Origin of the sequence: Pradoshia eiseniae (assembly GCF_002946355.1) — a bacterium.
Taxonomy (GTDB): Bacteria; Bacillota; Bacilli; order Bacillales; family Pradoshiaceae; genus Pradoshia; species Pradoshia eiseniae.
Genome location: NZ_PKOZ01000001.1, coordinates 732,587 through 755,674, shown reverse-complemented (window position 1 = coordinate 755,674; position 23,088 = coordinate 732,587). Strand labels below are relative to the sequence as shown.

At 42.3% G+C, this 23,088-nt stretch carries 22 protein-coding genes and 1 pseudogene; 5 read left to right on the top strand and 18 right to left on the bottom strand.

From position 1 onward, the window contains the following. Nucleotides 1–4: 4 nt before the first annotated feature. From tatA to CYL18_RS03755, 4 genes are all read right to left on the bottom strand, one after another. Entirely contained in the window at nt 5–199 is a 195-nt protein-coding gene (gene tatA, locus CYL18_RS03770) for a twin-arginine translocase TatA/TatE family subunit (protein WP_104848099.1), read from the bottom strand. Nucleotides 200–323: 124 nt separating this feature from the next. After that, complete coding sequence (gene ilvA, locus CYL18_RS03765) at nt 324–1,592, bottom strand: threonine ammonia-lyase IlvA (RefSeq protein ID WP_104848098.1); 1,269 nt, start codon at nt 1,590–1,592, stop codon at nt 324–326. Nucleotides 1,593–1,733: 141 nt separating this feature from the next. Beyond that, on the bottom strand, nt 1,734–2,462 hold the full coding sequence (locus tag CYL18_RS03760; RefSeq protein WP_236636215.1) for a lysophospholipid acyltransferase family protein: 729 nt from the start codon (nt 2,460–2,462) through the stop codon (nt 1,734–1,736). 18 nt (nt 2,463–2,480) lie between these two features. Then, nucleotides 2,481–2,981: a dihydrofolate reductase gene (locus CYL18_RS03755; protein WP_104848096.1), complete on the bottom strand. Its 501-nt coding sequence runs from the start codon at nt 2,979–2,981 to the stop codon at nt 2,481–2,483. 523 nt (nt 2,982–3,504) lie between these two features. Between CYL18_RS03755 and CYL18_RS03750 the strand changes: the two are divergent. Beyond that, a pseudogene (locus tag CYL18_RS03750) lies at nt 3,505–3,993 on the top strand (transposase); the annotation flags it as partial. A gap of 187 nt (nt 3,994–4,180) precedes the next feature. On the opposite strand, the gene CYL18_RS03745 reads toward CYL18_RS03750, so the two are convergent. Next, nucleotides 4,181–4,528, bottom strand: coding sequence for a DUF1360 domain-containing protein (locus CYL18_RS03745; protein ID WP_104848358.1), 348 nt, complete (start codon nt 4,526–4,528; stop codon nt 4,181–4,183). A 131-nt stretch (nt 4,529–4,659) separates the two neighbouring features. On the opposite strand from CYL18_RS03745, the gene CYL18_RS03740 reads away from it, so the two are divergent. Next, nucleotides 4,660–5,142: a CotY/CotZ family spore coat protein gene (locus CYL18_RS03740; protein WP_104848095.1), complete on the top strand. Its 483-nt coding sequence runs from the start codon at nt 4,660–4,662 to the stop codon at nt 5,140–5,142. Nucleotides 5,143–5,552: 410 nt separating this feature from the next. Here the strand turns inward: CYL18_RS03740 and CYL18_RS03735 are convergent, their stop codons facing one another. From CYL18_RS03735 to CYL18_RS03715, 5 genes are all read right to left on the bottom strand, one after another. After that, on the bottom strand, nt 5,553–6,140 hold the full coding sequence (locus CYL18_RS03735) for a CotO family spore coat protein (protein WP_104848094.1): 588 nt from the start codon (nt 6,138–6,140) through the stop codon (nt 5,553–5,555). A gap of 130 nt (nt 6,141–6,270) precedes the next feature. Further along, on the bottom strand, nt 6,271–7,251 hold the full coding sequence (locus CYL18_RS03730) for a thymidylate synthase (RefSeq protein ID WP_104848093.1): 981 nt from the start codon (nt 7,249–7,251) through the stop codon (nt 6,271–6,273). 115 nt (nt 7,252–7,366) lie between these two features. Continuing rightward, a complete protein-coding gene (gshAB, locus tag CYL18_RS03725) occupies nt 7,367–9,661 on the bottom strand; it encodes a bifunctional glutamate--cysteine ligase GshA/glutathione synthetase GshB (protein ID WP_104848092.1) in 2,295 nt (764 codons plus the stop codon). Then, on the bottom strand, nt 9,651–10,973 hold the full coding sequence (locus CYL18_RS03720) for an MATE family efflux transporter (RefSeq protein ID WP_104848091.1): 1,323 nt from the start codon (nt 10,971–10,973) through the stop codon (nt 9,651–9,653). The genes gshAB and CYL18_RS03720 overlap by 11 nt, the downstream gene beginning before the upstream one ends. 354 nt (nt 10,974–11,327) lie before the next feature. Beyond that, the gene (locus tag CYL18_RS03715; RefSeq protein ID WP_104848090.1) at nt 11,328–12,038 is read right to left on the bottom strand and encodes an anthrax toxin lethal factor-related metalloendopeptidase; all 711 of its coding nucleotides are present in this window, start codon (nt 12,036–12,038) and stop codon (nt 11,328–11,330) included. A gap of 30 nt (nt 12,039–12,068) precedes the next feature. Between CYL18_RS03715 and CYL18_RS03710 the strand changes: the two genes are divergently transcribed. Together CYL18_RS03710 and CYL18_RS03705 are read left to right on the top strand one after the other, a co-directional pair. Continuing rightward, nucleotides 12,069–12,491 carry a GIY-YIG nuclease family protein gene (locus CYL18_RS03710; protein ID WP_104848089.1) on the top strand — a complete coding sequence of 141 codons (423 nt, stop codon included), beginning with the start codon at nt 12,069–12,071 and terminating at the stop codon, nt 12,489–12,491. A gap of 78 nt (nt 12,492–12,569) precedes the next feature. Then, the gene (locus tag CYL18_RS03705; protein WP_104848088.1) at nt 12,570–13,010 is read left to right on the top strand and encodes a nucleotidyltransferase domain-containing protein; all 441 of its coding nucleotides are present in this window, start codon (nt 12,570–12,572) and stop codon (nt 13,008–13,010) included. 70 nt (nt 13,011–13,080) lie between these two features. On the opposite strand, the gene CYL18_RS03700 is transcribed toward CYL18_RS03705, so the two are convergent. The 4 genes from CYL18_RS03700 to CYL18_RS03685 all read right to left on the bottom strand — a co-directional run bounded on the left by CYL18_RS03700 (nt 13,081) and on the right by CYL18_RS03685 (nt 15,873). Next, on the bottom strand, nt 13,081–13,845 hold the full coding sequence (locus CYL18_RS03700; RefSeq protein ID WP_236636212.1) for a TerC family protein: 765 nt from the start codon (nt 13,843–13,845) through the stop codon (nt 13,081–13,083). 97 nt (nt 13,846–13,942) lie between these two features. Next, nucleotides 13,943–14,539 (bottom strand): YpjP family protein, encoded by a 597-nt coding sequence (locus CYL18_RS03695; RefSeq protein ID WP_104848087.1) that lies wholly within the window; start codon nt 14,537–14,539, stop codon nt 13,943–13,945. A 52-nt stretch (nt 14,540–14,591) separates the two neighbouring features. Continuing rightward, nucleotides 14,592–15,371: a class I SAM-dependent methyltransferase gene (locus CYL18_RS03690; RefSeq protein ID WP_104848086.1), complete on the bottom strand. Its 780-nt coding sequence runs from the start codon at nt 15,369–15,371 to the stop codon at nt 14,592–14,594. Nucleotides 15,372–15,441: 70 nt separating this feature from the next. Next, nucleotides 15,442–15,873 carry a BrxA/BrxB family bacilliredoxin gene (locus tag CYL18_RS03685; RefSeq protein ID WP_104848085.1) on the bottom strand — a complete coding sequence of 144 codons (432 nt, stop codon included), beginning with the start codon at nt 15,871–15,873 and terminating at the stop codon, nt 15,442–15,444. 457 nt (nt 15,874–16,330) lie between these two features. On the opposite strand from CYL18_RS03685, the gene ilvD reads away from it, so the two are divergent. Then, nucleotides 16,331–18,019 carry a dihydroxy-acid dehydratase gene (gene ilvD / locus CYL18_RS03680; protein ID WP_201741238.1) on the top strand — a complete coding sequence of 563 codons (1,689 nt, stop codon included), beginning with the start codon at nt 16,331–16,333 and terminating at the stop codon, nt 18,017–18,019. 306 nt (nt 18,020–18,325) lie between these two features. Here the strand turns inward: ilvD and CYL18_RS03675 are convergent, their stop codons facing one another. The 4 genes from CYL18_RS03675 to CYL18_RS03660 form a co-directional block, all read right to left on the bottom strand. Beyond that, nucleotides 18,326–19,276, bottom strand: coding sequence for a bile acid:sodium symporter family protein (locus CYL18_RS03675; RefSeq protein ID WP_104848084.1), 951 nt, complete (start codon nt 19,274–19,276; stop codon nt 18,326–18,328). Between the two features lie 82 nt (nt 19,277–19,358). Next, nucleotides 19,359–20,492: a conserved virulence factor C family protein gene (locus CYL18_RS03670; RefSeq protein ID WP_104848083.1), complete on the bottom strand. Its 1,134-nt coding sequence runs from the start codon at nt 20,490–20,492 to the stop codon at nt 19,359–19,361. 78 nt (nt 20,493–20,570) lie between these two features. Then, complete coding sequence (locus CYL18_RS03665) at nt 20,571–22,463, bottom strand: ABC-F family ATP-binding cassette domain-containing protein (RefSeq protein ID WP_104848082.1); 1,893 nt, start codon at nt 22,461–22,463, stop codon at nt 20,571–20,573. Continuing rightward, nucleotides 22,460–23,074, bottom strand: coding sequence for an HD domain-containing protein (locus tag CYL18_RS03660; protein WP_104848081.1), 615 nt, complete (start codon nt 23,072–23,074; stop codon nt 22,460–22,462). Before CYL18_RS03660 ends, CYL18_RS03665 begins: the two co-directional genes overlap by 4 nt. Between the last annotated feature and the right edge of the window lie 14 nt (nt 23,075–23,088).

Here is a 23,088-nt window from a genome sequence, read left to right as displayed (position 1 = left end):
TGAGTTATTTTTTCGGGTCTCTCTTTGAATCATCCAAGTCACTCATGACTTCGTTGCTGAGGTCTTTTGTCGAATTCTTAAATTCTCGCAAGGTTTGTCCAAAGGCTCTTCCGATCTCAGGCAATTTCTTTGGACCAAATATAATCAAGGCTAAAAGCAAGATAAGGATTAACCCAGGTATTCCAATATTTGAAAACATTCTATCCCCTCCAGTATGATGCTCTCTTCCCATTATAATAGTTTTCAGAAATATGAAAAGGAATAATTCCTATTATTCTCCATTATTTCAACATACTAGCGAAAAAGAATACCGAAGAATTCCTCTAAATCAACAATTGATGAAGGCTGCTGCCATTTTCGACAACGATAAATGAAAAGCCCTTCTTCTCCATCCTTCCCATGAGTTCACGGTAGTCTTCCTTTCGCTGAAGCTCAATGCCGACAAGCGCAGGACCGTTATCTTTATTATTCTTCTTCGTGTATTCAAATCTCGTTATATCATCCCCAGGTCCCAAAACCTCATCCAGAAATTCTCTTAAAGCCCCTGCACGCTGCGGGAAATGAACGATAAAATGGTGCAGCAGCCCCTCATACTGAAGGGATCGGTCCTTAATATCCTGCATCCTGCCAATATCATTATTTCCGCCGCTTATAACACAAACGATATTTTTCCCCTTGATCTCTTCCTTATAGAAATCGAGCGCCGCAACCGGCAATGCTCCCGCCGGCTCAGCAACGATAGCATACTCATTATACAGTTCAAGGATGGTGCTGCACACCTTGCCCTCCGGAACAACAAGGCAGTCATGAAGAAGGCTCTGACAAATCCCATATGTCTTTGAACCGACCTCCTTGACTGCAGCCCCATCGACGAAGCTATCAATCTCTGGCAATCTAACAATCTTGCCCTTAGCAATAGCTGATTTCATCGACGCCGCTCCTGAAGGTTCTACGCCTACACATTTCGTCGCCGGAGAAACACATGTCATATAAGAGGACACCCCTGCCATAAGTCCGCCGCCGCCGACACTTCCAAATACATAATCTAGCGGAACCTCGCTATCATGCAGGATTTCCACCGCCACAGTGCCTTGACCGGCAATAACATGCTCATCATCAAATGGGTGGATAAACATGCGCTGGTCTGCTTGCTCTGATTTCTTCGCCTCCGCATAGGAATCATCAAATGTGTCACCGGAGAGGATGATTTCAACGAACTCACCTCCGAATTTTGCCACTTGATTGATTTTCTGTTTAGGTGTCGTAGTCGGCATATAAATCTTCCCGTGAACGTTCAGCTCATGGCACGCATATGCGACACCTTGAGCATGATTACCCGCACTTGCGCATACAACCCCATTCTTCAATTCGTCCCGAGAGAGGCTCATCATTGCATAGAAAGCCCCACGCAGCTTGAAGGAGCGGACATGCTGCAAATCTTCCCTCTTCAGATAGACCTGGCAGCCATATTTCTCCGATAAACGCTGATTCAGCTGCAAAGGGGTATGAGCCACCTTATCCTTGAGTTTCTGGTAAGCAATAAGAATTTGTTCAACCTGTACCCCTTGTGTAGCCTTTACTAGATGACCCATTCTCTTTCCTCCAAACTTTTCTTAATTTGTAAATTATAGCAGGTCTGAGAGATAAATCAACAGAATTATTTGAAAATTCCATTTTTTATCTATATAAAAACCGCCGAGACAGATATGGCTATCTAACTCGGCAGCATTTCGTTAAGCTCCTTTTACGTGCTGATCTCTTTCCTCATTGATGGCAGCCTTTATTTGATTCGCAACCTGCTCCATTCCCGCTTCCTCATAGTACTCTGCGGAAATAGCCGGTAGAATAACCAGTTTAACAGTTCCTGGCTTAATGCGGTTTTGATTATTTTCGAACATATCCGCTGATCCTTGAATCATGAATGGGACAATCGGTACCTTAGAATCTTTGGCAAGACGAAGACTTCCAGCCTTGAATTCTCCAAGCTCCTTGCCTCTGTTGCGGGTCCCCTCAGGAAAAATCAAGACAGAATGGCCATTTTTCAGCTTTTTAATACCATCTCGAATGGACTGAATGGCCGCCCGCCGATCACTGCGATCCAGGAAAACGCAATTCATCATTTCCATCCAGCCAGCAACTATGGGGATTTTCTTAACTTCAATTTTTGAAATAAATCCGAACGGCTTTGGAATACCTGCCATTAAGACAGGCACATCAAAATCACCTTCATGGTTTCCGACAAAAAGCACCGGACCATCCGGTATATTCTCTAATCCAGAAACCTCAAGCGTGCAGCCAGAATGCTTTAAAAACCCAGCAGCCCACTTCTTTGGCACCACTTGAATCTTCTCGTCATTTTTCGCATTGTTTTCAGCATGAAGCTTTTTAGCTTTTGCGAGACTTGGAAGGCTGTATAAAAGATAGCCGCATAAATAAAAGAACATATACACTAACCGAAACATGATAAAAGTAAATCCTCCTTAGGAAATTGGGGTCATTCTTCTATATTCTTGGAAATAATAATCATATGGATTCTTTTCATCCTTTGGTCCTTTGACGGAGGAAAGCTGTTCCCAGCCCTCTTCAAAATCCACCTGAGGAAAATAAGTGTCGCCCTCAAACTCACTGTCAATATAAGTGAGGTATATCTTGCTTACATAAGGCATGAACATTTCAAATAAAGCCTGTCCTCCAAAAATGATGCACTCCTTATCTGACTGTTCAGCAAATCGGATAATCTCTTCTTTTGTATGAAAGACTTGAACGCCTTCATGACTCCAGCTTTTGTCCTTCGTTAAGACAATATTGACTCTTCCCGGCAAGGGTCTCCCAATGGAATCAAATGTCTTTCGTCCCATAATCAGTACTTTCCCCATAGTTGTTTGCTTCACATGGGCAAGATCTGCAGGAAGACGCCATGGGAGCTGATTATTGATTCCGATAACACGATTCCGATCATATGCTACGACAATTGAAAACATATGTACCTCCAAGTAAATGATAGACTTATTTCCATTATAACAATATATTCAAAGCATTACTTTATTGTAGAAAAATAAAAAGCACCTGTAAAGGGCTTTCTGACTGTAGACAAAATCCAATAAGAGTTTGGTCTACAGGTTTTTTATACTCTAGCACCCTATTTGGGCGTGAAAGCTATTTTCGGCAGAATGGACTCGCTTTCCGTGGGGGAAGCGCTGAGCCAGCTCGCCTTCGGCAAGAGCTGTCATCAGCCTGCCTCCTTCTCCCACAGGAGTCTCGCCCATTCTACCAAAAATAGGAGTCTGCGCTTCATAAAAATTAGCGCTAACAAAACAGATATTTCCTCATTTTAGTACAATGGAGTTAACGATTCTTATCGAAGGGGATGATGACATGTTAACCAAATATACCCCTAAAAATCGCGAACAATTAGAAATGATTACATTAAATCAACTCGTACCCGAGAACCATTTGGTTCGGAAAGTCGAAGCCGCCATTGCCCAATACCTGATGGAAAAGGAAATTCGCCCTGCTTTCCCTTATACAAGACCTAAAACAAAAGATGGCTTCTTGAAAAAGACCGAGTTTATCTACGATGAATATTACGACTGTTACCTTTGTCCGGGAGGACAAGAGTTACCCTATCGTACGACCACAAAAGAAGGTTATCGTCAGTATGTATCCAATCCTCTGCACTGTAAGGACTGTCCATTTCTGTCCCGCTGCACTCAAAGCAAAAATCATCAGAAAGTGATTCAACGCCATGTATGGGAGGAAAACATGGAGGAAGCTGACCACCTTCGTCATACAGAAGAGAATAAAATCATCTATGCAAGGCGCAAAGAGACAATCAAACGAGTCTTTGCCAATGCAAAAGAAAAGCATGGGATGCGGTGGACAACCCTAAGGGGACTTGAAAAATTGTCTATGCAGGCGATGCTTACTTTTGCTGCCATGAACCTGAAGAAGATGGCCAATTGGCTGTGGAAAACGCCAAAATGGCCTAAATAAAAGAGCAGGAGAGGTCTGTCTAGGGAGGAAATATCAAACAATTTAAAATAGACTGAGAATAAATGCATTCACAGTCCATTTTGTCTACAGTCTGAAAGCCCCTGTAAAGGGCTTTTTATGTTAAGGTATGGCACAAAAGGATTTCAAAGTGTCATTAAGTTTGCTCCCGTAGAACATGCAAGATTCCCTATTCCCAATATAACTTTTGAAGGATTGTCTCAATCACGCTCGCCACGGCAGCGACACTTAATATCGCCAAGAACCATATCGCAATCACCGGAAAGATTGCATAGAATGCTACCAAGAAACCGCTCACCCATATACCTGTGCACCAATAGCAGCTAATTAGTTCCCCAATAAATTTCCTTACGCCCTTTCCCCTAGGGACGAAATACACGGTTTCCCCTTCAAGCTCATTCTCTGTCACTTCTTCCAAAAAAATCATGCGCAATCTTTCCGTTATAGTATCAAACACAATTAATCTTGTCAGTCGAAATGCCGCAAGTCCAAGCATGCAAAGGGAGAAAAAATCCATCTCCAGCAAAAAAGCACCCCCATGTATCCCAAATCAACACCAAATTCCTGGAAAATAGGCAATTTAATCAAACAAGATAGGTGAAATCTACATAGTCTGTTAAGGAAATAAAACACCAAGGAGGAAAAATCATGAGTTGCGGTTCTGAGTACGAAACACAAAATTGTATTACCGATACTTTGCTTGCAATTGTAGATGCTCAAGATAAAGTGGCACCTTGTAAAAAAGAAGATGAAACTGGCTGTGATCGTGCTATCAATGAATTAAAAGGCGGCCATAAAAAATCCGATTTCAATACAATCCCAATCATCCTGCAATTGAAATGCTCTGGAAAGCCTTTCAAAGGACAAAGCGGTGTTAGGGAAAAAGGACATTCATCGAAAATCAGCATTGTTTGTTCATCTATTTTCCGGGTTGTAGATGTAGATCCAGAAAACCATTGCGCATCCCTTGAATTGCTAGATACTGAAATCAAGCATGGTAGCGACTCTACATCATCTTTCGATTTATGCGATGAAACCATTAAAAACCTTGCTGGTACTGGTGCCTTCATCACTGTCGACCTTTCTTCTTTTGCTTCTGTTTCTTGCCTGCCTCCAGTCACGCTTACCTAACCATATGTTGGAGACAGATGAAACATGTACTCAAATTATCTCGAAATTTTTTGTCCAGCCTGAGGGCCTAAACCTCAGGCTGTTTTTTGAGTCCTTTTAACCGATAGGCTTGGCCGCACCGAATCCGTAGGTTCCATCGATAGAGGTTACTGTTTTTGTTTCTTACTGGTTTCATTTTCTACTGTATTTTATTAACCAAGCCCTCCATTGGTTTGGACAAAAACCTTATTACCCTAAATATTATTCATTTATTAAAGCTAGGAGGTATTTTAGAATAAATAGATGAAGGTTAAAGCCTGCTCTCAACAAACATTAAGAAAAATGGTTTGGACGGAATCCAAACCATTTCTCATGTAAATGTGAAGCAAATACAGATTGAACTGATTTGCGGGCAAGAGATTAGATTTACTTTACAACAGCTTGACATCCTCAATATCATCAATCGGAATGGATTGGAGGACCTCACCAACTCGCAATCTTATCATTTCACCACGTTTGCTTTCAATGATGGCATTAACTTTCTCTCCTTGAATCGTCAGCTCACAAAGCGGTTTCGGTACGACAAGCGGGTAGCGCGCCAATCTCGTGATTTTCGTTTTTACGTTTTTCTTGTGATTCTCCATAGATTCATCTTGGTACCTATCTTGATCATGTGCCACGACTATTTCCGCTTCTCTAATAGCATCATCTTCCAAAAGAACTGGCCCCTCTTCCATGGCTGCAACTAGTTCCTCCATCTTCTTCATAGCCCTCGTTTGAATGTTACCGGGAATGTTAAATTCCGATGAAAGCTGATTCACTTCTTCCTGGATTTCCTTCTTGGATTGATCCATTACGGTTTTTCCTTGTTCAGCTTCTAACGGGGCAATCGGTGTTTCCACAAAGACTTCCCTGCTATGAAAAATTTCTTGATTATTTTGGGCAGAGTGTTTTAATTCGATCATTGGCTGAATAATATAGAACAAAGGGGCAACTGTGCCGCCTTTCTGTTCATTCATATGGACTCCTCCGTTTCACATAAATGTCATTCATGATATTTATATGCAGCAGGCTCCTGTCCATTGACAGATGAAAATAAAGAAACCGGGGCAATCCTCGCAGATGCGAGACAGCTCCGGTTTCTTGGCTTTATACGGCAATAGGCGCTTTGATGCTTGGATGAGGATCATAGCCCTCAATCGTCAAGTCTTCCATCTCGATATCAAAAATAGATTGCTTGTCCGGATTAATCTTCAAGGTTGGTAGATCACGTAACTCGCGTGATAGCTGCTCCTTTACTTGCTCAATATGGTTTGAATAAATATGAGCATCACTAATACTGTAGACAAACTCGCCAACCTCTAGCCCGCATTCTCTTGCAATCAAATGCGTAAGCAATGAGTATGAAGGGATATTGAAGTTTGCGCCCAGGAAGGAATCCGCACTGCGCTGCAATAGGTGGCAGCTAAGTTTGCCATTTGCCACATAGAATTGAAACATGACGTGACAAGGAGGCAATACCGCCTTACTTCCTTTCGCACCTGCATTGATAACATCCTCTGGATTCCATGCATTTACGATTAAACGGCGTGAATCTGGATTTGTTTTAATTTGATGAATGACATCCTTCAGTTGATCAATCCTCTCACCGCTTGAAGCAGTCCAATTACGCCATTGCTTTCCGTAAACATTGCCCAGGTCTCCGTATTTTTCCGCAAATTCTTCATCATTGAGTATGCGTTCACAGAATGCTTTCATTTCCGCTTGGTATAACTCATTGAACTCTTCATCTACTAAACAGCGGTTACCGAAATCGGTCATATCTGGACCTTTATATTCATCTGATTCGACCCACTTTTTGAAGGCCCACTCATCCCAAATATGGTTGTTGTGCTGAAGAAGGTACCGGATATTAGTATCCCCTTTTATAAACCATAAGAGTTCGCTCGCAATCAAACGGAAAGGCGTACGCTTTGTCGTAAATAAAGGAAATCCTTTTGATAGGTCAAAACGCATTTGATAACCAAATACACTAATCGTGCCCGTGCCAGTACGGTCTTCTTTTTTTACGCCATTATCTAAAATATGCTGTAAGAAGTCCAAATAAGTTTGTTCTAACTCGTTCGCCATTTTACTTTACCTCCGTATGTTTTCACGTCATTTATTATATCATGATTTGCAATCACTACGATTCTTACTTTTTTGTTAGGCGGGATTGAACTCAAGCACCCATTTATCCGAGAAATCAATTTAGGTTTAAAAGCTGAAGAATGCGTAAAGCTATATTCCGCTCTTTCCCTATATATGGATAGGAATGTATGTGGATGGCAGGGTTAAAATTTAATTCTATGATTGAATAAGGAGAATGTTCATCTGACAGCTCTTCAACAATCATATCAACACCGCATATATTCGCCCCAACCGATTTAGAAGCGTCTACAGCAATTTTTTTGAAGAACTCTGGCACTTGATTGGTGACATCAATGCTATCTCCGCCAGTAGATATATTAGAGTTTTCGCGTAAATATTGTACTTTCCCTTTAGGGATAACAGAATCGATTGATAGATTTTGCTGTTGAAGGAAAAGCTTCATGTTATCATCAATCTCAATTTTCTCAAGGGGCGTTTTATACCCGCGGCCCCTTAATGGATTTTTATTTTTTTGGGTAATTAATTGTTGAATCGTTGAAATCCCATCACCTTTCACATTGGCCGCTACCCTATGCAAGACAGCAATCGTTTCATCACCCATGACAAGGAATCGGTACTCCTTCCCCTTTATAAAAGGTTCAATAAGAATAGCTGAATCTTCCCGAAAAGCTATTTCCAAACCTTGCACTAAACTCTCTTTATTCGCTCCATCAGCAAAAATGGAGATTCCCAAGCCGAAATTGGTAGATTTAGGTTTTATAACCAACGGCTTGTTGATCCAACGATTAAGTGCCTCTATAGCAGTCTCTATCTCAAAAAACTCTTCACCCTCAGGAGTTTGGATGCGATTTCTTTTCAGAATTTGCTTGGTTACACTCTTATTTTCCATGATTAATACCGAAACATACTGATCCTTGCTCGTCTTTGTCGCTTGTTTTACATATTGAGTATTATCTTTTTTTGACAGCTCAATGAAATTCTCTCTTCTATCCATTATACGAAATGAAATACCTCTTTTAACACTTTCCTTCAAGAGGATTTGGGTGGAAAGTTCCATATCTGTGTAAGGCTTGAATAAAAAGCGTTCCTGGAAAGCTGCCTCTTTATGTTTTTTGGCTAATTGCAGATGCGCCTCTATATACCCTTTTTCTTGGCAAAGCTTAGTCAGCCTATGAGCATATGTCTTTTCATGGTCGTTCATTATCTCTTCTTTTGCTTGAAGGATTTCTGCAAAAGGTAAATCATATTGTTCGTTCATATCTTTCAAATCATGGATAATTTCCATTCCCCAGCTTTTCAAGGATACCTCACAACCATTATGAAGGAGCTTAAGCTCTGGATCCTGACCTTCCATAGCTGTTTTTTGAAGGTTTTGCTGGCTCTCTAATTGCCAGTTTTCATAGAAGCTCTCTTCTTTTTCTAAGCAATACAATAAGAACAAATGAATGAAATCCAAATCATCCTTGCTGAGCCCGCTTTTTTCAAATGGATTGATATCCACCGTACGAAGTTCAATATATTCAATCCCTTTTTGCCGCAAGTTATCAGGAGAATACTGCCCTGTTCCTTTCAAGCGTACCTGTGTATATAATTCCCTAATATTTCTAAGCTCTCCTTTATCGATATAGGCTTGAATGGAATCTGCATATTTTTCAATAGAGTTATAATCCAGTTGGATGAATTCTTTATTTTGATAACCGCAAATACTATTTCGATAGGAGGTTGCCTTGATGTTCGAATAGGTTTCAGCAGAGATTTCCTCAAGCGTCTCCACACATTGTTTCTCATATGTTTTATGGATGGTGTTTGCAGCACCTAGCATATAAACTAATATCCACTGGTGACGCAAGTAGTTGCGGGTCAGCCTCAGATATAGAGCATCCTTAAAATCCCGGAAGGATATCTGATGCTCCCCTTTCCGATAAAGGGCTTGTAACAAGTCATCTCCAAGAGAGAAATTAATGTGCATCCCAGAAATGAGCTGTTTTTTGCCCCCATATTTATTTCCTAGATACTCCCTATAGCGTTCATCTTCTTCTTGATTTGAAAAGATTGCTATCGGTATATCTTGATCTTCTGGTACAGAAGCAGGCATCGATTGCGGCCAGATGTATTCATCTTCTAGCTCTAATGCTGCTATATTGTACAAGGAGTCTAAAAAATCTATCGCATCATTTGCAGTATGAAAGACAGGCGTAATCAATTCTAACTGGCATTCGGAAAAATCCGTCGTGATATAGGGGTTTTCTTTTTTGTCGCCAAATACCTCAGGATGGGGAGTCAGGGAAAAGGCTCCAGTATTGGTTACACGCAATCCTTCCCGCTCTAGTCCAAAGCTGGCATCCAAAATTCGTTTGTTGGAAAGGTTAGAGAAAAGATTAAATTTCATGCTGGTATTTCCTCCGATATATGATATTGAAAAAGACAAGCGATACAACGCCCTTAACGAATGAAGATATGGCAATACTCCACCAAATCCCGTCAAGTCCAAGTTCAGGGATAAGTATGATGGCCAAAGGTATTCGCATAAATGTGAAAATAATCGAAATGGCCGATGGTACTTTAGGCATTCCAATCCCCGTATAAACGCCCGTACAAATCATTTCCATTGACATGAATATTTGAGAAAGACCAATAATCTCCAAATACGCAGCAGTCATGGCAATGGTTTCCTTATCGCGCGTAAAGAGTCCAGACAATTCTTCTGAGAAGAAGATAAAGATTATACTGGTTAAGAAAGCATAGGTTATGCCAAGAAATAAACTGACACGGAAGCCTCTTGAGATTCGTTTATATTTTTTTGCCCCGAAATTCTGACCAATAAAACTGCTCACCGCGCCATTTAAACTGCCCATGACAATAAAGGTAACGGATTCAATTTGAAGCCCGATCTTTTGAGCAGCAACTGCATCTGTTCCATAAGCGGCAATCAAAACAGCCAGCACAATATTGATAACCGTGAACAGTACCCGTTGAATCGACATCGGAATTCCCAGATTCACGATTTCCATTACCTGGTGAAGGCGGAAATGAAGAATATCCTTATTGAATAGAATGCCTCTGGCTAAATAGACAAATAAGGAAAACATAAGTATTTGCGCAATTAGCGTGGCAATGGCAGCACCAATAACGCCCCACTCAAAGGTATAGATAAAAATCGGATCCAGAATAATATTGAGCAAGAGACCAAAAGCACTAATATAAAAGCTTTGTTTATTATTACCGAAACTACTGAACATTCGGATAAAAAACGTATTAAAATAAGAGAAAAACAACATAATAGCGGACACTGACAGATATTGATAGGCTCCCATTTGTACAGCATCATTATTTAAATCCAATAAATCCAAAAGTTGATTACCAAATAGCCATAACCCGATTAACGTGATAATTCCAAAGAGAAAGTTTAATAACAAAGAACTGCCGATATAGGAGGCATTCTCCGCCTCATTTTGATTGCCAATTGAATGGGCAATTTTGATTCCGCCGCCCACGACAATCATCGCTTGAATGGCATAGCCTAAATTGATGAAAAAGCTTGCCGACCCTACGGAGGCAATCGCATCAGAACCTAAGCCTCCTACAAAAAGCATATCTATAAAGTTATATAGAAACTGAAGCAAAGAACTTCCTATTAGCGGCAGAGACAAAAGAGTAATGACAGAAAGTTCGTTCCCAGTTGTTAAGTCTATTTTTTTCATGTTACCTCTCCTAAACTAGGTTAGCAGCCATACTATCTAAATTGCTATGTTTATGTATTGAAAGGATAGATTGATAGCTATAGTCATCTATTGCTGGAAAATCTAGCTTTCTTGCTTGCTTCATTTGGCTAAACAAAAAGCGCACAGGCGCCACCGTATAATCAATTACTTATATAAGTCATAACTTATATTACATTTTCTATCAATACTTTTCAAGCAGCAAAATGATTGGCGATGTAAAAAGTGATAGATATGACACTAGTAAACGTAAAAGACCATCAAGTTGTCCCTGATGGTCTTCTCTCTCTATATTAGGTCCATTAATCACGAATGATCCTGACCTTTCGATAACCACTATTGGCTTTCAAACTTGTTTAATTCCAATTCCCTAAAAAACGCATAGGTCAATGGTGCATCCTCGTATAACTTATTCCTCGTTTCATCCTGATAAAAATAAAGCGTAAATGCCTCCGCGAAATACTCTTCCGGATGGTCGAGAAAATATTGCCTGTTCGGAAATAATTGATTGACTTCCGTATGCCAGATTGCCTTGAACTCAGCCGAATGGCTTATATCTGATAATATAATTGAATCAACCGAGTGTGCAAGCTCATGAAGCTCTAGATTTGCCGATTCGTGACCCTTTCCTCTCTCACTTGAGCCGACTTTCACCAATACGGTTCTTCCCCCGCCCATACCCGGCACGTCATCCCAATATGTATTGGTATACCCTCTAGGCATGACACCCTTTAAGTGTGCAGCTTCCGGCTGATCAGTCAATTGATTGGTGAATAATCTTATCCGTATGCCATGACTCTCTATTTTAGCTAATAGATATTTCGGCAACGAGCTGATTCTCTTGATGATTCCCTTTGCAGCATTCCAATCCTCTTTATTATCCGGTAAGATAATGATAGCTGCTAGCATATCAGGATTAGCGGTTTCTGGAGTGTGCGCATAAATATATTCCGCCTCCGCATAATTAAAGCTGTAAGGCCATATGATAACCGTGCTCAATACAAACAGCGCCATAACCGCAATGCCATACCTTATTTTTCTTCCCATACTTAACACCTTCTTAGGAGCGTATTGACTATGATAAAAGAATTGTTAACACCGCCTGCCAGCCATGTCTATTACTCTATCTTTCTATGGATTGAGAACGACTGCGAAGCCGAAATAGGCAAACTAGGAACCTATCCCTTCCAAAGAGGTGTCTATGTATATATAGGCAGCGCCAAACGGAATCTGATGAAACGCATTGAACGCCATGTATGTTTAGAGAAGAAGAAGCGCTGGCATATGGATTACATCCGTCCATATGGAACAATCCTAAAAATTATAACATATGATGATTCTTTAACTGAATGTGAACTTGCTGGTAAATTCATAGCAAAAGGAGAGATCCCCGTTCATAAGATGGGGTCCTCAGATTGCAAATGCCCTTCTCACTTCATTTATTTAGGAGACCCCGAGATTCCTTTGTCCGAGGCATATATCGATAGCTTTTTTCAATAGGCTTGGATTTGTGTACTTGGTGATTTTAGAAGCCTTTTTGATTTTCTACGAATAAGAGTTCAGTGGAGGATAAAAAAGTTGGATAACTCATTTTATATGAAGGAAAAAGCCGATTATTTTTTACAAGAATTGAAAAAATGGGCTGAATTTCAAAATCATATAAACGGCGCAGCAGTTGTGGGGTCATTCGCTAGAGGGGACTTTCACTTGAATTCTGATGTCGATCTAGTCATTATCTCAATGAATCAAGAGAAGACCATACAGTGTATTATGTCAGAATTTATGCCGGATTCGATTGGTGAACATCGGCTGGAGCATTGGGGACCATTCGTAACTTCACTCAGAATATTTTATTCTAATGAATTAGAGGTTGAATACAGCGTGGCAACAAATGCCTGGGTGATGGAGCCCCTTGATCCAGGAACAAAAAATGTGGCTGAAAACGGATTTAAAATACTCCTTGATAAAGAAGCGGTATTTTCAAGTGTTATAAAGCATTTAAATGAAAAATCCAAATGAAGGTTCACCTAAAACAGAGCCTTCCAATTAAACAAGCGGCATGGTTGCTTCCCTGCCGCTTGTTGTATATTTACATATTAGCTGTTTGATGCTGATGTTTCTTCCGATAATGATGCAGCCCGATTGCCCCGCCAAATATGGCAGCCAAAATCGCAAAGAATATGCCATGTCCCATATGAATTCCAAAGATTGATAGAAACATTTTAATAGAAATGACGGCAATGAGGATAAATGCGGCACTCTCTAATTCAGGAATCTTCGTAATTAATCGCAGGAATATACCGGCTACTCCTCTCATCATTAAGACACCGAGGATACCGCCGACAAATAAAATCCAGACCTGCTCACTGACGCCAAAAGCTGCGAGGATACTGTCAACGGAAAAAGCAATGTCCATTAATTCTACTGACACGACCGTTCCCCAAAACGGGCCGAAAAGACGAATAATGATTCCCTTCTTATTAAGCTCGATTTCCTCCCCTTCAATCTTAGGCCTGCGAAAGAAATGATCGAAGGCAAGCCAGGCAAGATAGGCAGCACCCAATACTTTCACCCAAGTTAATTTGATGAGGTAAACCCCAATCCCAATGGCAAGAAAGCGGAAAAAGTAAGCGCCAAGCAACCCGTAAAACAAGGCTTTCTTTCGTTGTTTAGGCGGCAAATGTTTGACCATCACCGCAAGTACCAAGGCATTGTCGGCTGAAAGCAGCCCTTCCATGACAATCAAGGTTCCAATCAGTCCCCAGCTGACAGGGTCCGTTAATACGTTTATCCACATTTCCCAATCAAAAAAAGAGGCATATGTATCAATCAATTGCATAAAAAAGTCATTCATAGATGTTTTTCATCTCCTGTTTTCACCCTTTGTATAGAACGAAAAAATACGTTGTCCCCAACGTATCTTCCCTTAGTCCCCATGGCAGAAACCTTTTTTAGCTCAACCATTTTGGCGGGGTATTTTGGCTCCAATAAATTCTCGCAATCGAATGATGGGCCGTGAAATTGTCTTTATAGGTATGGTAGTGAAACTCAAACCAATGGCCTTCCCCAGGAGGGCGCTCCCTCCTTACATGGAAGCGAATCAAATCTTGCTGGGTCTCACTGTCATATAAATGAAAGATTTTCTCTCCTAAGCCGCCGCTTGGCCTTTCAGAAATCGAGATATCTGATAACCTTTCATGCGGATATTCTGCAGAGAATTGCTCTAATGCTGCCTGCATGCCCGGCAGCACCACAGAATAGAATTCATTCTCGATAACCGGGGCAATCCGCGGGCCAAATTTTTCAATCGATTGTGATTCTGCTTGACTCACCATAAAAGAAAGAAATTCGCCTTTTGGGTCAGCCGGCGTCTCTGCCGCTACAATATCGTGCGGGACGTCGGCTAAGCTATACGGCTTGTCCTTCACATCCTTGGCGCTTGTTCCCTCGTACCAATCCTGGTATTGAGAAGGCGATATCATTCCAAAGCTCAAGACGGAAAGACCAACGACCAATGTCTTCTTCAGTATTCCGGACCAGTTCTTCATCGATTCACCTGCCTGCTATATGGCTCTATCGAAACCAATTATCCAAAATTTTTTAATAATTTAATTCTATCACACCATAATGGAACTTTGCAGACTTTCTTTTATGAACCGTAAAACCAAACTTTTCAAAACGATGACTCCTGAAATGATCCTTCATGACCACGCGCTTTTTCGCTACCCTCTTCGCATGCATGATGGCTTCTTCCGGGACATCCTGATAGGAAGCAAACCCTCTTAGGCCTGACATATTTGCGCTTTCTTCAACCGTTTCCGTGAACATCGGGTCAAGATAAACAACATCATAGGAGTCCGTCTCCGCCTCGCGCAAAAAATCACTATAATCAGCCTGGACCATATTAATTCTTTTTAAAGCATCTTTATAGCGCGATCCGCTCTCTTCGTAATGACGCCTTCCTTCACTCATAATGAAATGAATATATGGATTGACTTCCAATCCAGTCACTCTCCCGGCCTCTCCTGCTGCAAAGGCAGCTACCCATGCATCAGCAGCCATACCCATCGTGCAATCAAGTAAAGACATCCCTTCATGCAGGCCAGTGATTGCGAGAAACGGATCTGCCTCACCTCGTTCAATTCGCTTCATCCGGATGGCGGCCATGTTCGGATGGAAAAACAAAGGCTTATCATCTCCGGTCCCATATAGTTCCGTACGAGCTTTCCCTATCACGATACATGGCTTTTCGTAAATGGCCTGAAGCTGCTTGATTGTCCGTTTCTTCCTTTCTACATAGGGAAGACCCAGTTGGTCAGCAGACATCCTGGCCTTTTGATTTAATTGTTCATTTGTTCTTTCAATCGTTGTGACAAACAAAATCCTAACTCCTTTTCCTGGTTTTGATAAACGAAAGAGAGACTTCCCAAACGGAAAGTCTCAAGCATTCTTACTTGCAGTATTTAGAAAAGGCGCCCAATAAATTGTCGCGGACATCTTCAAGCGTGTAACCCTCGATTTCATGTCTTGGGATAAAATGAACAACCTCATTTCCTTTGAAGAGAGCCATCGAAGGACTTGAAGGAACCTCCGCGATATATTCTCTCATTCTGGCTGTTGCTTCTTTATCCTGACCGGCAAAAACGGTCACGAAATGATCTGGTTTCACCTCAGCCTGGGTCGACTGAGTCGCAGCTGGTCTTGCAAGACCGCCCGCACACCCGCAAACGGAATTAATGACTACAAGCGTTGTTCCTTCCGCATTCTCCATGAATGCGTCAACTTCCTCCGGAGAAGTCAATTCCTTAAAGCCCGCTTCCGTCAGTTCTGCTCTCATTGGCTTAACCATTTGTTTCATATATTCATCATATGCCATGGACATGTATATACCCCCAATTTCTTACTGTTCTTCTGTTAGGATACATCAGAAATCCAGCAGTTGCAAGGATTGAAGAACATCTAGACCGCCCAATATTCGTGGGATGCTTCACCTCTCTATGCTCAACCAAATCTGTCATACCCTCCTATTTGATAAACGGAACACTCGCCCTATAAATTCCCGTCTGGATTACCAGCTTACTCTTTATGATTACAGGCAATTCCTTTACCAAAATCAACATTAAATAGCTTCTTAAAAGACTATAAGCTAACCCTACTACATGCCTATTAACCTGAAAGACATTCTCCATAATCAGTCGTCCCAATCTTAATTTGGTTACATTCATAAGCTACTTTTAAAAAATATTAAAAAATTTATTTTTATATGATAGGATATTCCTTCAATTAATGTTAAAATGTTCAATAATTCTAAATATACAGATAAATATACCTAATTGGAGATGATTGTTATGACTGAAATGCGCAGTAACATGATAAAAAAAGGAGTAGACCGCGCCCCGCACCGAAGCCTTCTAAGGGCAGCAGGAGTAAATGACGAGGATTTCGGCAAGCCGTTTATTGCGGTTTGTAATTCATATATTGATATTGTACCGGGCCATGTTCACCTGCAAGAGTTCGGGAAAATCGTAAAGGAAGCCATCCGAGAAGCTGGCGGCGTTCCGTTTGAATTTAATACGATTGGTGTCGATGACGGGATAGCGATGGGACATATCGGCATGCGCTATTCTCTCCCAAGCCGTGAAATTATTGCGGATTCAATTGAAACAGTCGTTTCTGCTCATTGGTTCGATGGAATGGTGTGCATTCCGAACTGTGACAAAATCACCCCTGGCATGATGATGGCCGCACTGCGCGTCAATATCCCAACTATATTCGTCAGCGGCGGTCCGATGAAAGCAGGTAAAGACAAAGATGGCAACGCTCTTTCCCTCACCTCTGTTTTCGAAGGTGTCGGGGCCTATCAATCCGGACAAATTGATGAAGCACGGCTTCAGGAAATTGAACAGGTCGCCTGCCCAACATGCGGATCCTGCTCAGGCATGTTTACCGCAAACTCGATGAATTGCCTTGCTGAAGGTTTAGGTTTAGCATTGCCTGGTAATGGTACTATACTCGCCGTAGCAGAGGAAAGAAAGGATTTTGTGAGACAATCTGCCAAACAATTGATGCAGCTCATCAAGCAAAATCTAAAACCGCGTGATATCGTGACAATGGATGCAATTGATAATGCGTTTGCCCTTGATATGGCTATGGGCGGTTCGACCAATACGGTTCTCCACACACTTGCATTAGCCCATGAAGCTGGCTTTGAATATCCAATGGAACGCATAAATGAAATTGCGAGCCGCGTACCCCATCTGGCTAAAATAGCGCCAGCATCTGATTATCATATTGAAGACGTGCATAATGCTGGCGGTGTTAGCGCCATTATCAATGAATTGCTGAAAAAACCTGATGCCTTGAAAGGAGATTGTCTAACAGTATCCGGCCAAACCTTGCGGGAAAATGTTGCAGGCTGTGAAATTTTAGATCAGGATGTCATTCGGCCTTTGAGCAATCCGCATTCTGAACAAGGAGGATTAGCCGTTCTGTTTGGAAATCTGGCACCAAACGGCTCCATTATTAAAGTTGGAGCAGTTGACCCTGAGGTTGGCGGCTATCACAGGGGCCCTGCCATTTGTTTTGACTCCCAGGAAGATGCACTATCAGGCATCATTACCGGCAAAGTAAATGAGGGCGACGTGGTCGTTATTCGTTATGAAGGTCCAAAAGGCGGTCCGGGTATGCCGGAAATGCTCGCTCCAACCTCGCAAATTGTCGGAAGAGGATTAGGAGCGAAAGTCGGATTAATTACAGACGGACGTTTTTCAGGAGCATCAAGGGGAATTAGTATCGGTCATATTTCACCGGAAGCAGCTGAAGGCGGTCCGATTGCATTCGTTGAAAACGGAGATATCATTGAGCTGGACATGAATAAACGGACCATTCAATTGGAGATCTCTGACGAGGAATTTGAACAGCGCAAAGCGAATTGGAAAGGCTTTGAACCTAAAGTGAAGACAGGCTATCTCGCACGCTATTCCAAATTAGTCACTTCCGCCAGTACGGGCGGTGTGATGAAAATCTAAGTCAAGGCAAGTAAAAGCACCTGAATTAGCCCTTCAAAAAAACAGCATCGGATAAATCCGATGCTGTTTTATTACTCCATCTATTCTTATTTATCTTAAGGGTCCTCATAGGTTGATAGATGCTCTTACAGGGCTATTTCGTCTGATTACTCGACTCAACCCCTTCACAGAATCCCCGCTGCAATGCTTGCCTCTTTAATATGGCTAATCGTGAAAAATAGTGAAAGAAAAAGCAATGTAATCCTGAATTAGCAAAGTGAAAATCTAGCAAATCGGGAAACTGCTAAGCCCCTTCCACCCTTCCTCTCAATCTTCTAATAAATGCAATCGTTTATTCAGGATTTTTCCGAACAGGGTTGCACATAATTGCTGAAATAGCATGCCAAGCACGACCGGAACGGCAGCAGATGGAGGGAAATAGGCTGTTGCAAGGACGGCTCCAGCACTGATATTACGCATTCCTCCAGAGAAGGTCATCGAAACGATGGTTTCCTTGTTGTGCCCTGTCATTTTAGCAATATAGAAGGAAATCAAGTAGCCAGATATAGCGACCACTAACACCGTGAGCCCGACAAACAACAGTTTTATATCCATTTCTTCTTTAATATATGGAGCGATGACCGCTCCATTTAGCATGACGACAAACCCAAGCCCAAATTTCGTCAATGGTGTTAAATATCCATCCAGCTTAGTGATCGTATCCTTGCCTGCGAAGGAGTTGAAAAGCATTCCAAGCAGGGATGGGAACACAACCATCCACCATAATCCCTCCATGATTTGCAGGGAGTCTATATGGACACTTTCTCCGACCAGTACCGAAAGATTGAACGGTACGATGAAAGGAGATAGCAATGAGCTAATTAAGATGATGGCTAAAGTTAACGTGCGATTCCCGTGATAAATGACGACCCAGACAAAACTTGTGATGCCGGCCGGAATCGTCATGGCCAAGACGATGCCTGTTACTGTATATTGGTCATTTGGGTATAATAGCTGCCCTGCCCCATAAGCGAATACCGGCATAATGATATGCAGGGTTATCAGCGTGATAATAATCGGACCCGGGTGCTTAACAATGGCTTTGAAGGAAGAAAAACTTGAGTTCAGGCTTCCCGAAAAAGTCATAAAAGCAAAAATCCACGGGATTAGGGCTGACATCCATATCAACTGATCGGTTAATAGGAATCCGATAATGAGACAAGCTGGTATGAAAAAAGCCATAATGGAATTCATTATTCTGTTAATTGATTGAAGCATGTGTACATCTCCTTGGTGTTATCTCTATATGAAACGAACAGAAAAATGCTGCCGGAATCATACCGGCAGCGAGCATTCGTCTTTATTTCCCTTTTCGCGCCTCGGTCATTTGCTTCCATACAGAACCTAGCGCTTCTTCGCCTTTTTCTATCCGTTCAATGGCCATCTTCACCTGCAAGGCCACCTCAAACTCCTCGTCATCCTCTGCTTCACGGAGAGCTGGCAAGGCGGATTCATCCCCTACCTCATACAAATACATCGCCGCTCTCCAGCGTACGAGCTTGCTAGAATCTTTGAGTGCTTCCATCTGTGCAGGTATTGCTTCCGGGTAGCCCAAATCGGACAGACAGTCACCAGCCGTTCTTCTTACTGTCACACTCTTATCCTTCAACCCCTTATACAAGTATGGAAGGACTTGTGTATCTTCTATCATCCCAAGATAAACAACTGCGAGCCGTCGGATGGAGGCTTTCTCATCCTGAAGAGCTTTATCAAGGAGCGGAATATCATCAATGGTCGGATCCTCCATCAAATCTAACGCTTTAAAGCGTTCCCGCCAATCCGGATGATCTAAGTCCTCTGCTGTCAGCTTCTTTCTTTGCACCCTTCTGATTTCAATGCTTTCGCTTTTTGAATTCTTTGCATCCTTAACAAGCTGATCCAGGCGCTCAGCCGGATATGTCGCTAGCAGTTCATCCATGACCTCCTGGCCAATCTGATCCAAATTGCCGTACCTGCTGCCATAATCACTCCACTTTCGGATTAAGACCGCATTGTCCGTGCCAAACTGAGCTTGCTTGAACGCATGAAGGAACTCATCAGGCATGGACCATCTCTTTTCCTCAAGATCGCTGTTTGCCTTAATTTGAATCGGAATTCCCTTGAACATCTGGATTTGGACCTTCACTTCTCCAAATCCTTGTCCAGTTGCTAATTGGCTCAATCCGCTCTGCTGGTCGCCATCGCCAAAAATCGTTCTCACCTGCATCAACAGGGCTGGCCAATCATATTTCGCATTCCGTTCGACCGCGAGAAAGTCAGCGACATGATAAACGCCCTTGACCCCTTCAATCTGCAGGATATCTTTGATAAAAGGCGGGGCTGTCTCAGCCGCATCCTTTTTGTAATTTGTGCTTTTGCCCATTGGCAGCTCTTCATCGAGTATGACCTTCATTGTGTTCGGGCTTGGTGTTGGTTCAATAGATAATATTTTCATATAAGTAAAATCCCCCTGACCACTTATCTCTAGGGGGATTGTAGCATATTTAGGCGAATATTTACATTCGTATGATTTTTAGCTCTCCTGCTTTTCAGATAAATATGTCCAGCGTTCAATGAGGAATTCGAGTTCCTCATTTAGCCTGCTCTCTTCCTCCGTCAACCTTGCGGCAAGCTCAAAATCACTTCCGGTATTCGCCAATTCCGCTGCTAGCGCCTCAAGTCTCTCTTCTACTCCGGCAATCTTTTCCTCGATGCCTTCCCATTCGCGCATCTCATGATAAGAGAGGCGTTTTTTCTGCTTCGATTCATCTTTCCTTGCTGGTTTTGGTACCGCACTTTTTTGCTCGGCAGCAGATTCTTTTTCCTGGGATTGCTTCCATTCGAAATAATCCGTTGCCTGGCCAAGGTATTCATTAATCTCGCCATGTCCATTAAATATCCAAAGCTTCGTACAGGTTTTATCAAGGAAATAGCGATCATGTGATACCGTTACGACGACACCCGGAAAATGCTGCAAATATTCCTCTAGAACCGTCAGCGTTTGGATATCCAAATCATTGGTCGGCTCATCCAAGAGGAGCACATTAGGTGAACCCATTAATATCTTAAGCAAATAAAGACGCCTTCTCTCACCACCGGATAATTTACCAATGATGGTTCCGTGCGTGTACGGCTCAAATAAGAAACGCTCAAGCATCTGTGCTGCTGACACTCGTTCCCCGTTTGCAAGCGTAATGGCCTCGGCGGTTTCACGAATATATTCAATCATCCGCTTGTTCAGTGGAAGGTCTTCATTTTCCTGTGTGTAATAGCCAATATTGACCGTTGTCCCCCGGTCTATCTCACCGCCGCCAACAGGAATTTCGCCAGCGAGCATTTTCAGCATCGTAGTCTTACCGCTTCCGTTTGAACCGATAATCCCTATCCGGTCACCTTTTTGCAAAATGATGGAGAATGGCTTAAATAGAACCTTCTCCCCGAAGGATTTCTCCACATCCTTCAGTTCAAGCACCTTCTTGCCAAGTCTTGAAGAGGAGACATCAAGGCTCAAATCGTCTGAACTGCTCGTTTGATTCGTCTTTTCCTGGAGGCTTTCAAAGCGCTGAATTCTCGCCTTTTGTTTCGTCGTCCGCGCCTTAGCGCCTTTTCTCATCCAAGCGAGCTCGTTAGCGTACAGTCTGGATAATTTATGGGCTGCCCTTGCCTCCACTTCATCACGAATGGATTTAATTTCAATAAACTTCTCATAGTTCCCCTCATAAGAATTGAGGATACCCCGATCAAGCTCCCAGATTTTCTTCGTCACCTCATCAAGGAAGTATCGATCATGCGTAACGAAAAGAATCGAGCCTTGATAGCTTTGCAAATATTCCTGAAGCCAAGCAATACTCTCATAATCCAGATGGTTTGTCGGCTCATCAAGGATGAGAAGGTCCGCTTTTTCCATTAAGGCTTTAGCTAAAGCACATCGTTTTTTCTGGCCGCCTGATAAATGGCCCATCTTAGCGTTAATATCTGTTATCCCCAGCTTATTGAGCATGATTTGCGCATTGGAATGAATCTCCCAGCCACCTTCAGCATCCATCTTAGCCTGCAGACTGAACATTTTATCAAGAAGCGCTTTATTATCAGGGAACTGCTTCATTTCTTCAAGCAATTCCTCATATTCCTTTACTACACGAAATACCGGGGAATCGTTACGATAAATAAAGGATAAAACCTTCTCATCGTCTTCTACCTCGATATTCTGGCCAAGATAGGAGATTCGGTAGTCCTTAGGCTTATCAATAGTACCGCCATCTGCCTCTTCTGCCCCTGCGATGATTTTCATCAAGGATGACTTTCCTGTCCCATTCAGTCCAATCAATCCGATTTTTTCGTTTTCGCTGATGGAGAACTCAATATTGTCGAATAATACTTTTTCACCATATTCCTTCTTTAAGCCTATGCCCTTTAATACTTTCATTCTTTCCATTCCTTTTTAAACTGACAGAGAAAGTCCTGCATGAACTCATGCCTCTCTTCGGCCATTTCTCTGCCTGTCTTTGTATTCATTAGGTCTTTTAATACTAGTAATTTATCATAAAAATGAGCCACGGTGCTACCGCTGCCTTTATCCCTCATTCGGTCGTTAAGGTCATCCTTATGACAAATCATCTGGCCGCTCTTGGCTCCATAGGCAAATGCCCGGGCTATTCCGATAGCACCCATGGCATCCAGCCTGTCGGCATCTTGGACGATTAACGCTTCAGGAGAAAGCAAAGATCGTATGCCCTTCCTATAGGAGATATTCGCCGTATCTGTCAATAGATTCTGCATGAGGTCTTGTTGAACCCCCATGTTTATAAGCCAGTCCTTTAGCGTGTGGGTGTGCTCTTTAGATGCGAGTTTATCATCATCGACATCATGCAGGAGAGCGACTAAATCAATATAAAGCGGGTCCCCTGCCCTCTCATGCTCCCAAATTAAGAAAGAAAGCTTGCGAACCCTCTCCATATGAAGCCAGTCATGGCCAGTCACTTCCTCTTTAAACCGGTCCTTTACGAAAGCCTCTGCTTCTTTTATCAAATGTTCCAAATGATCGATTCCCT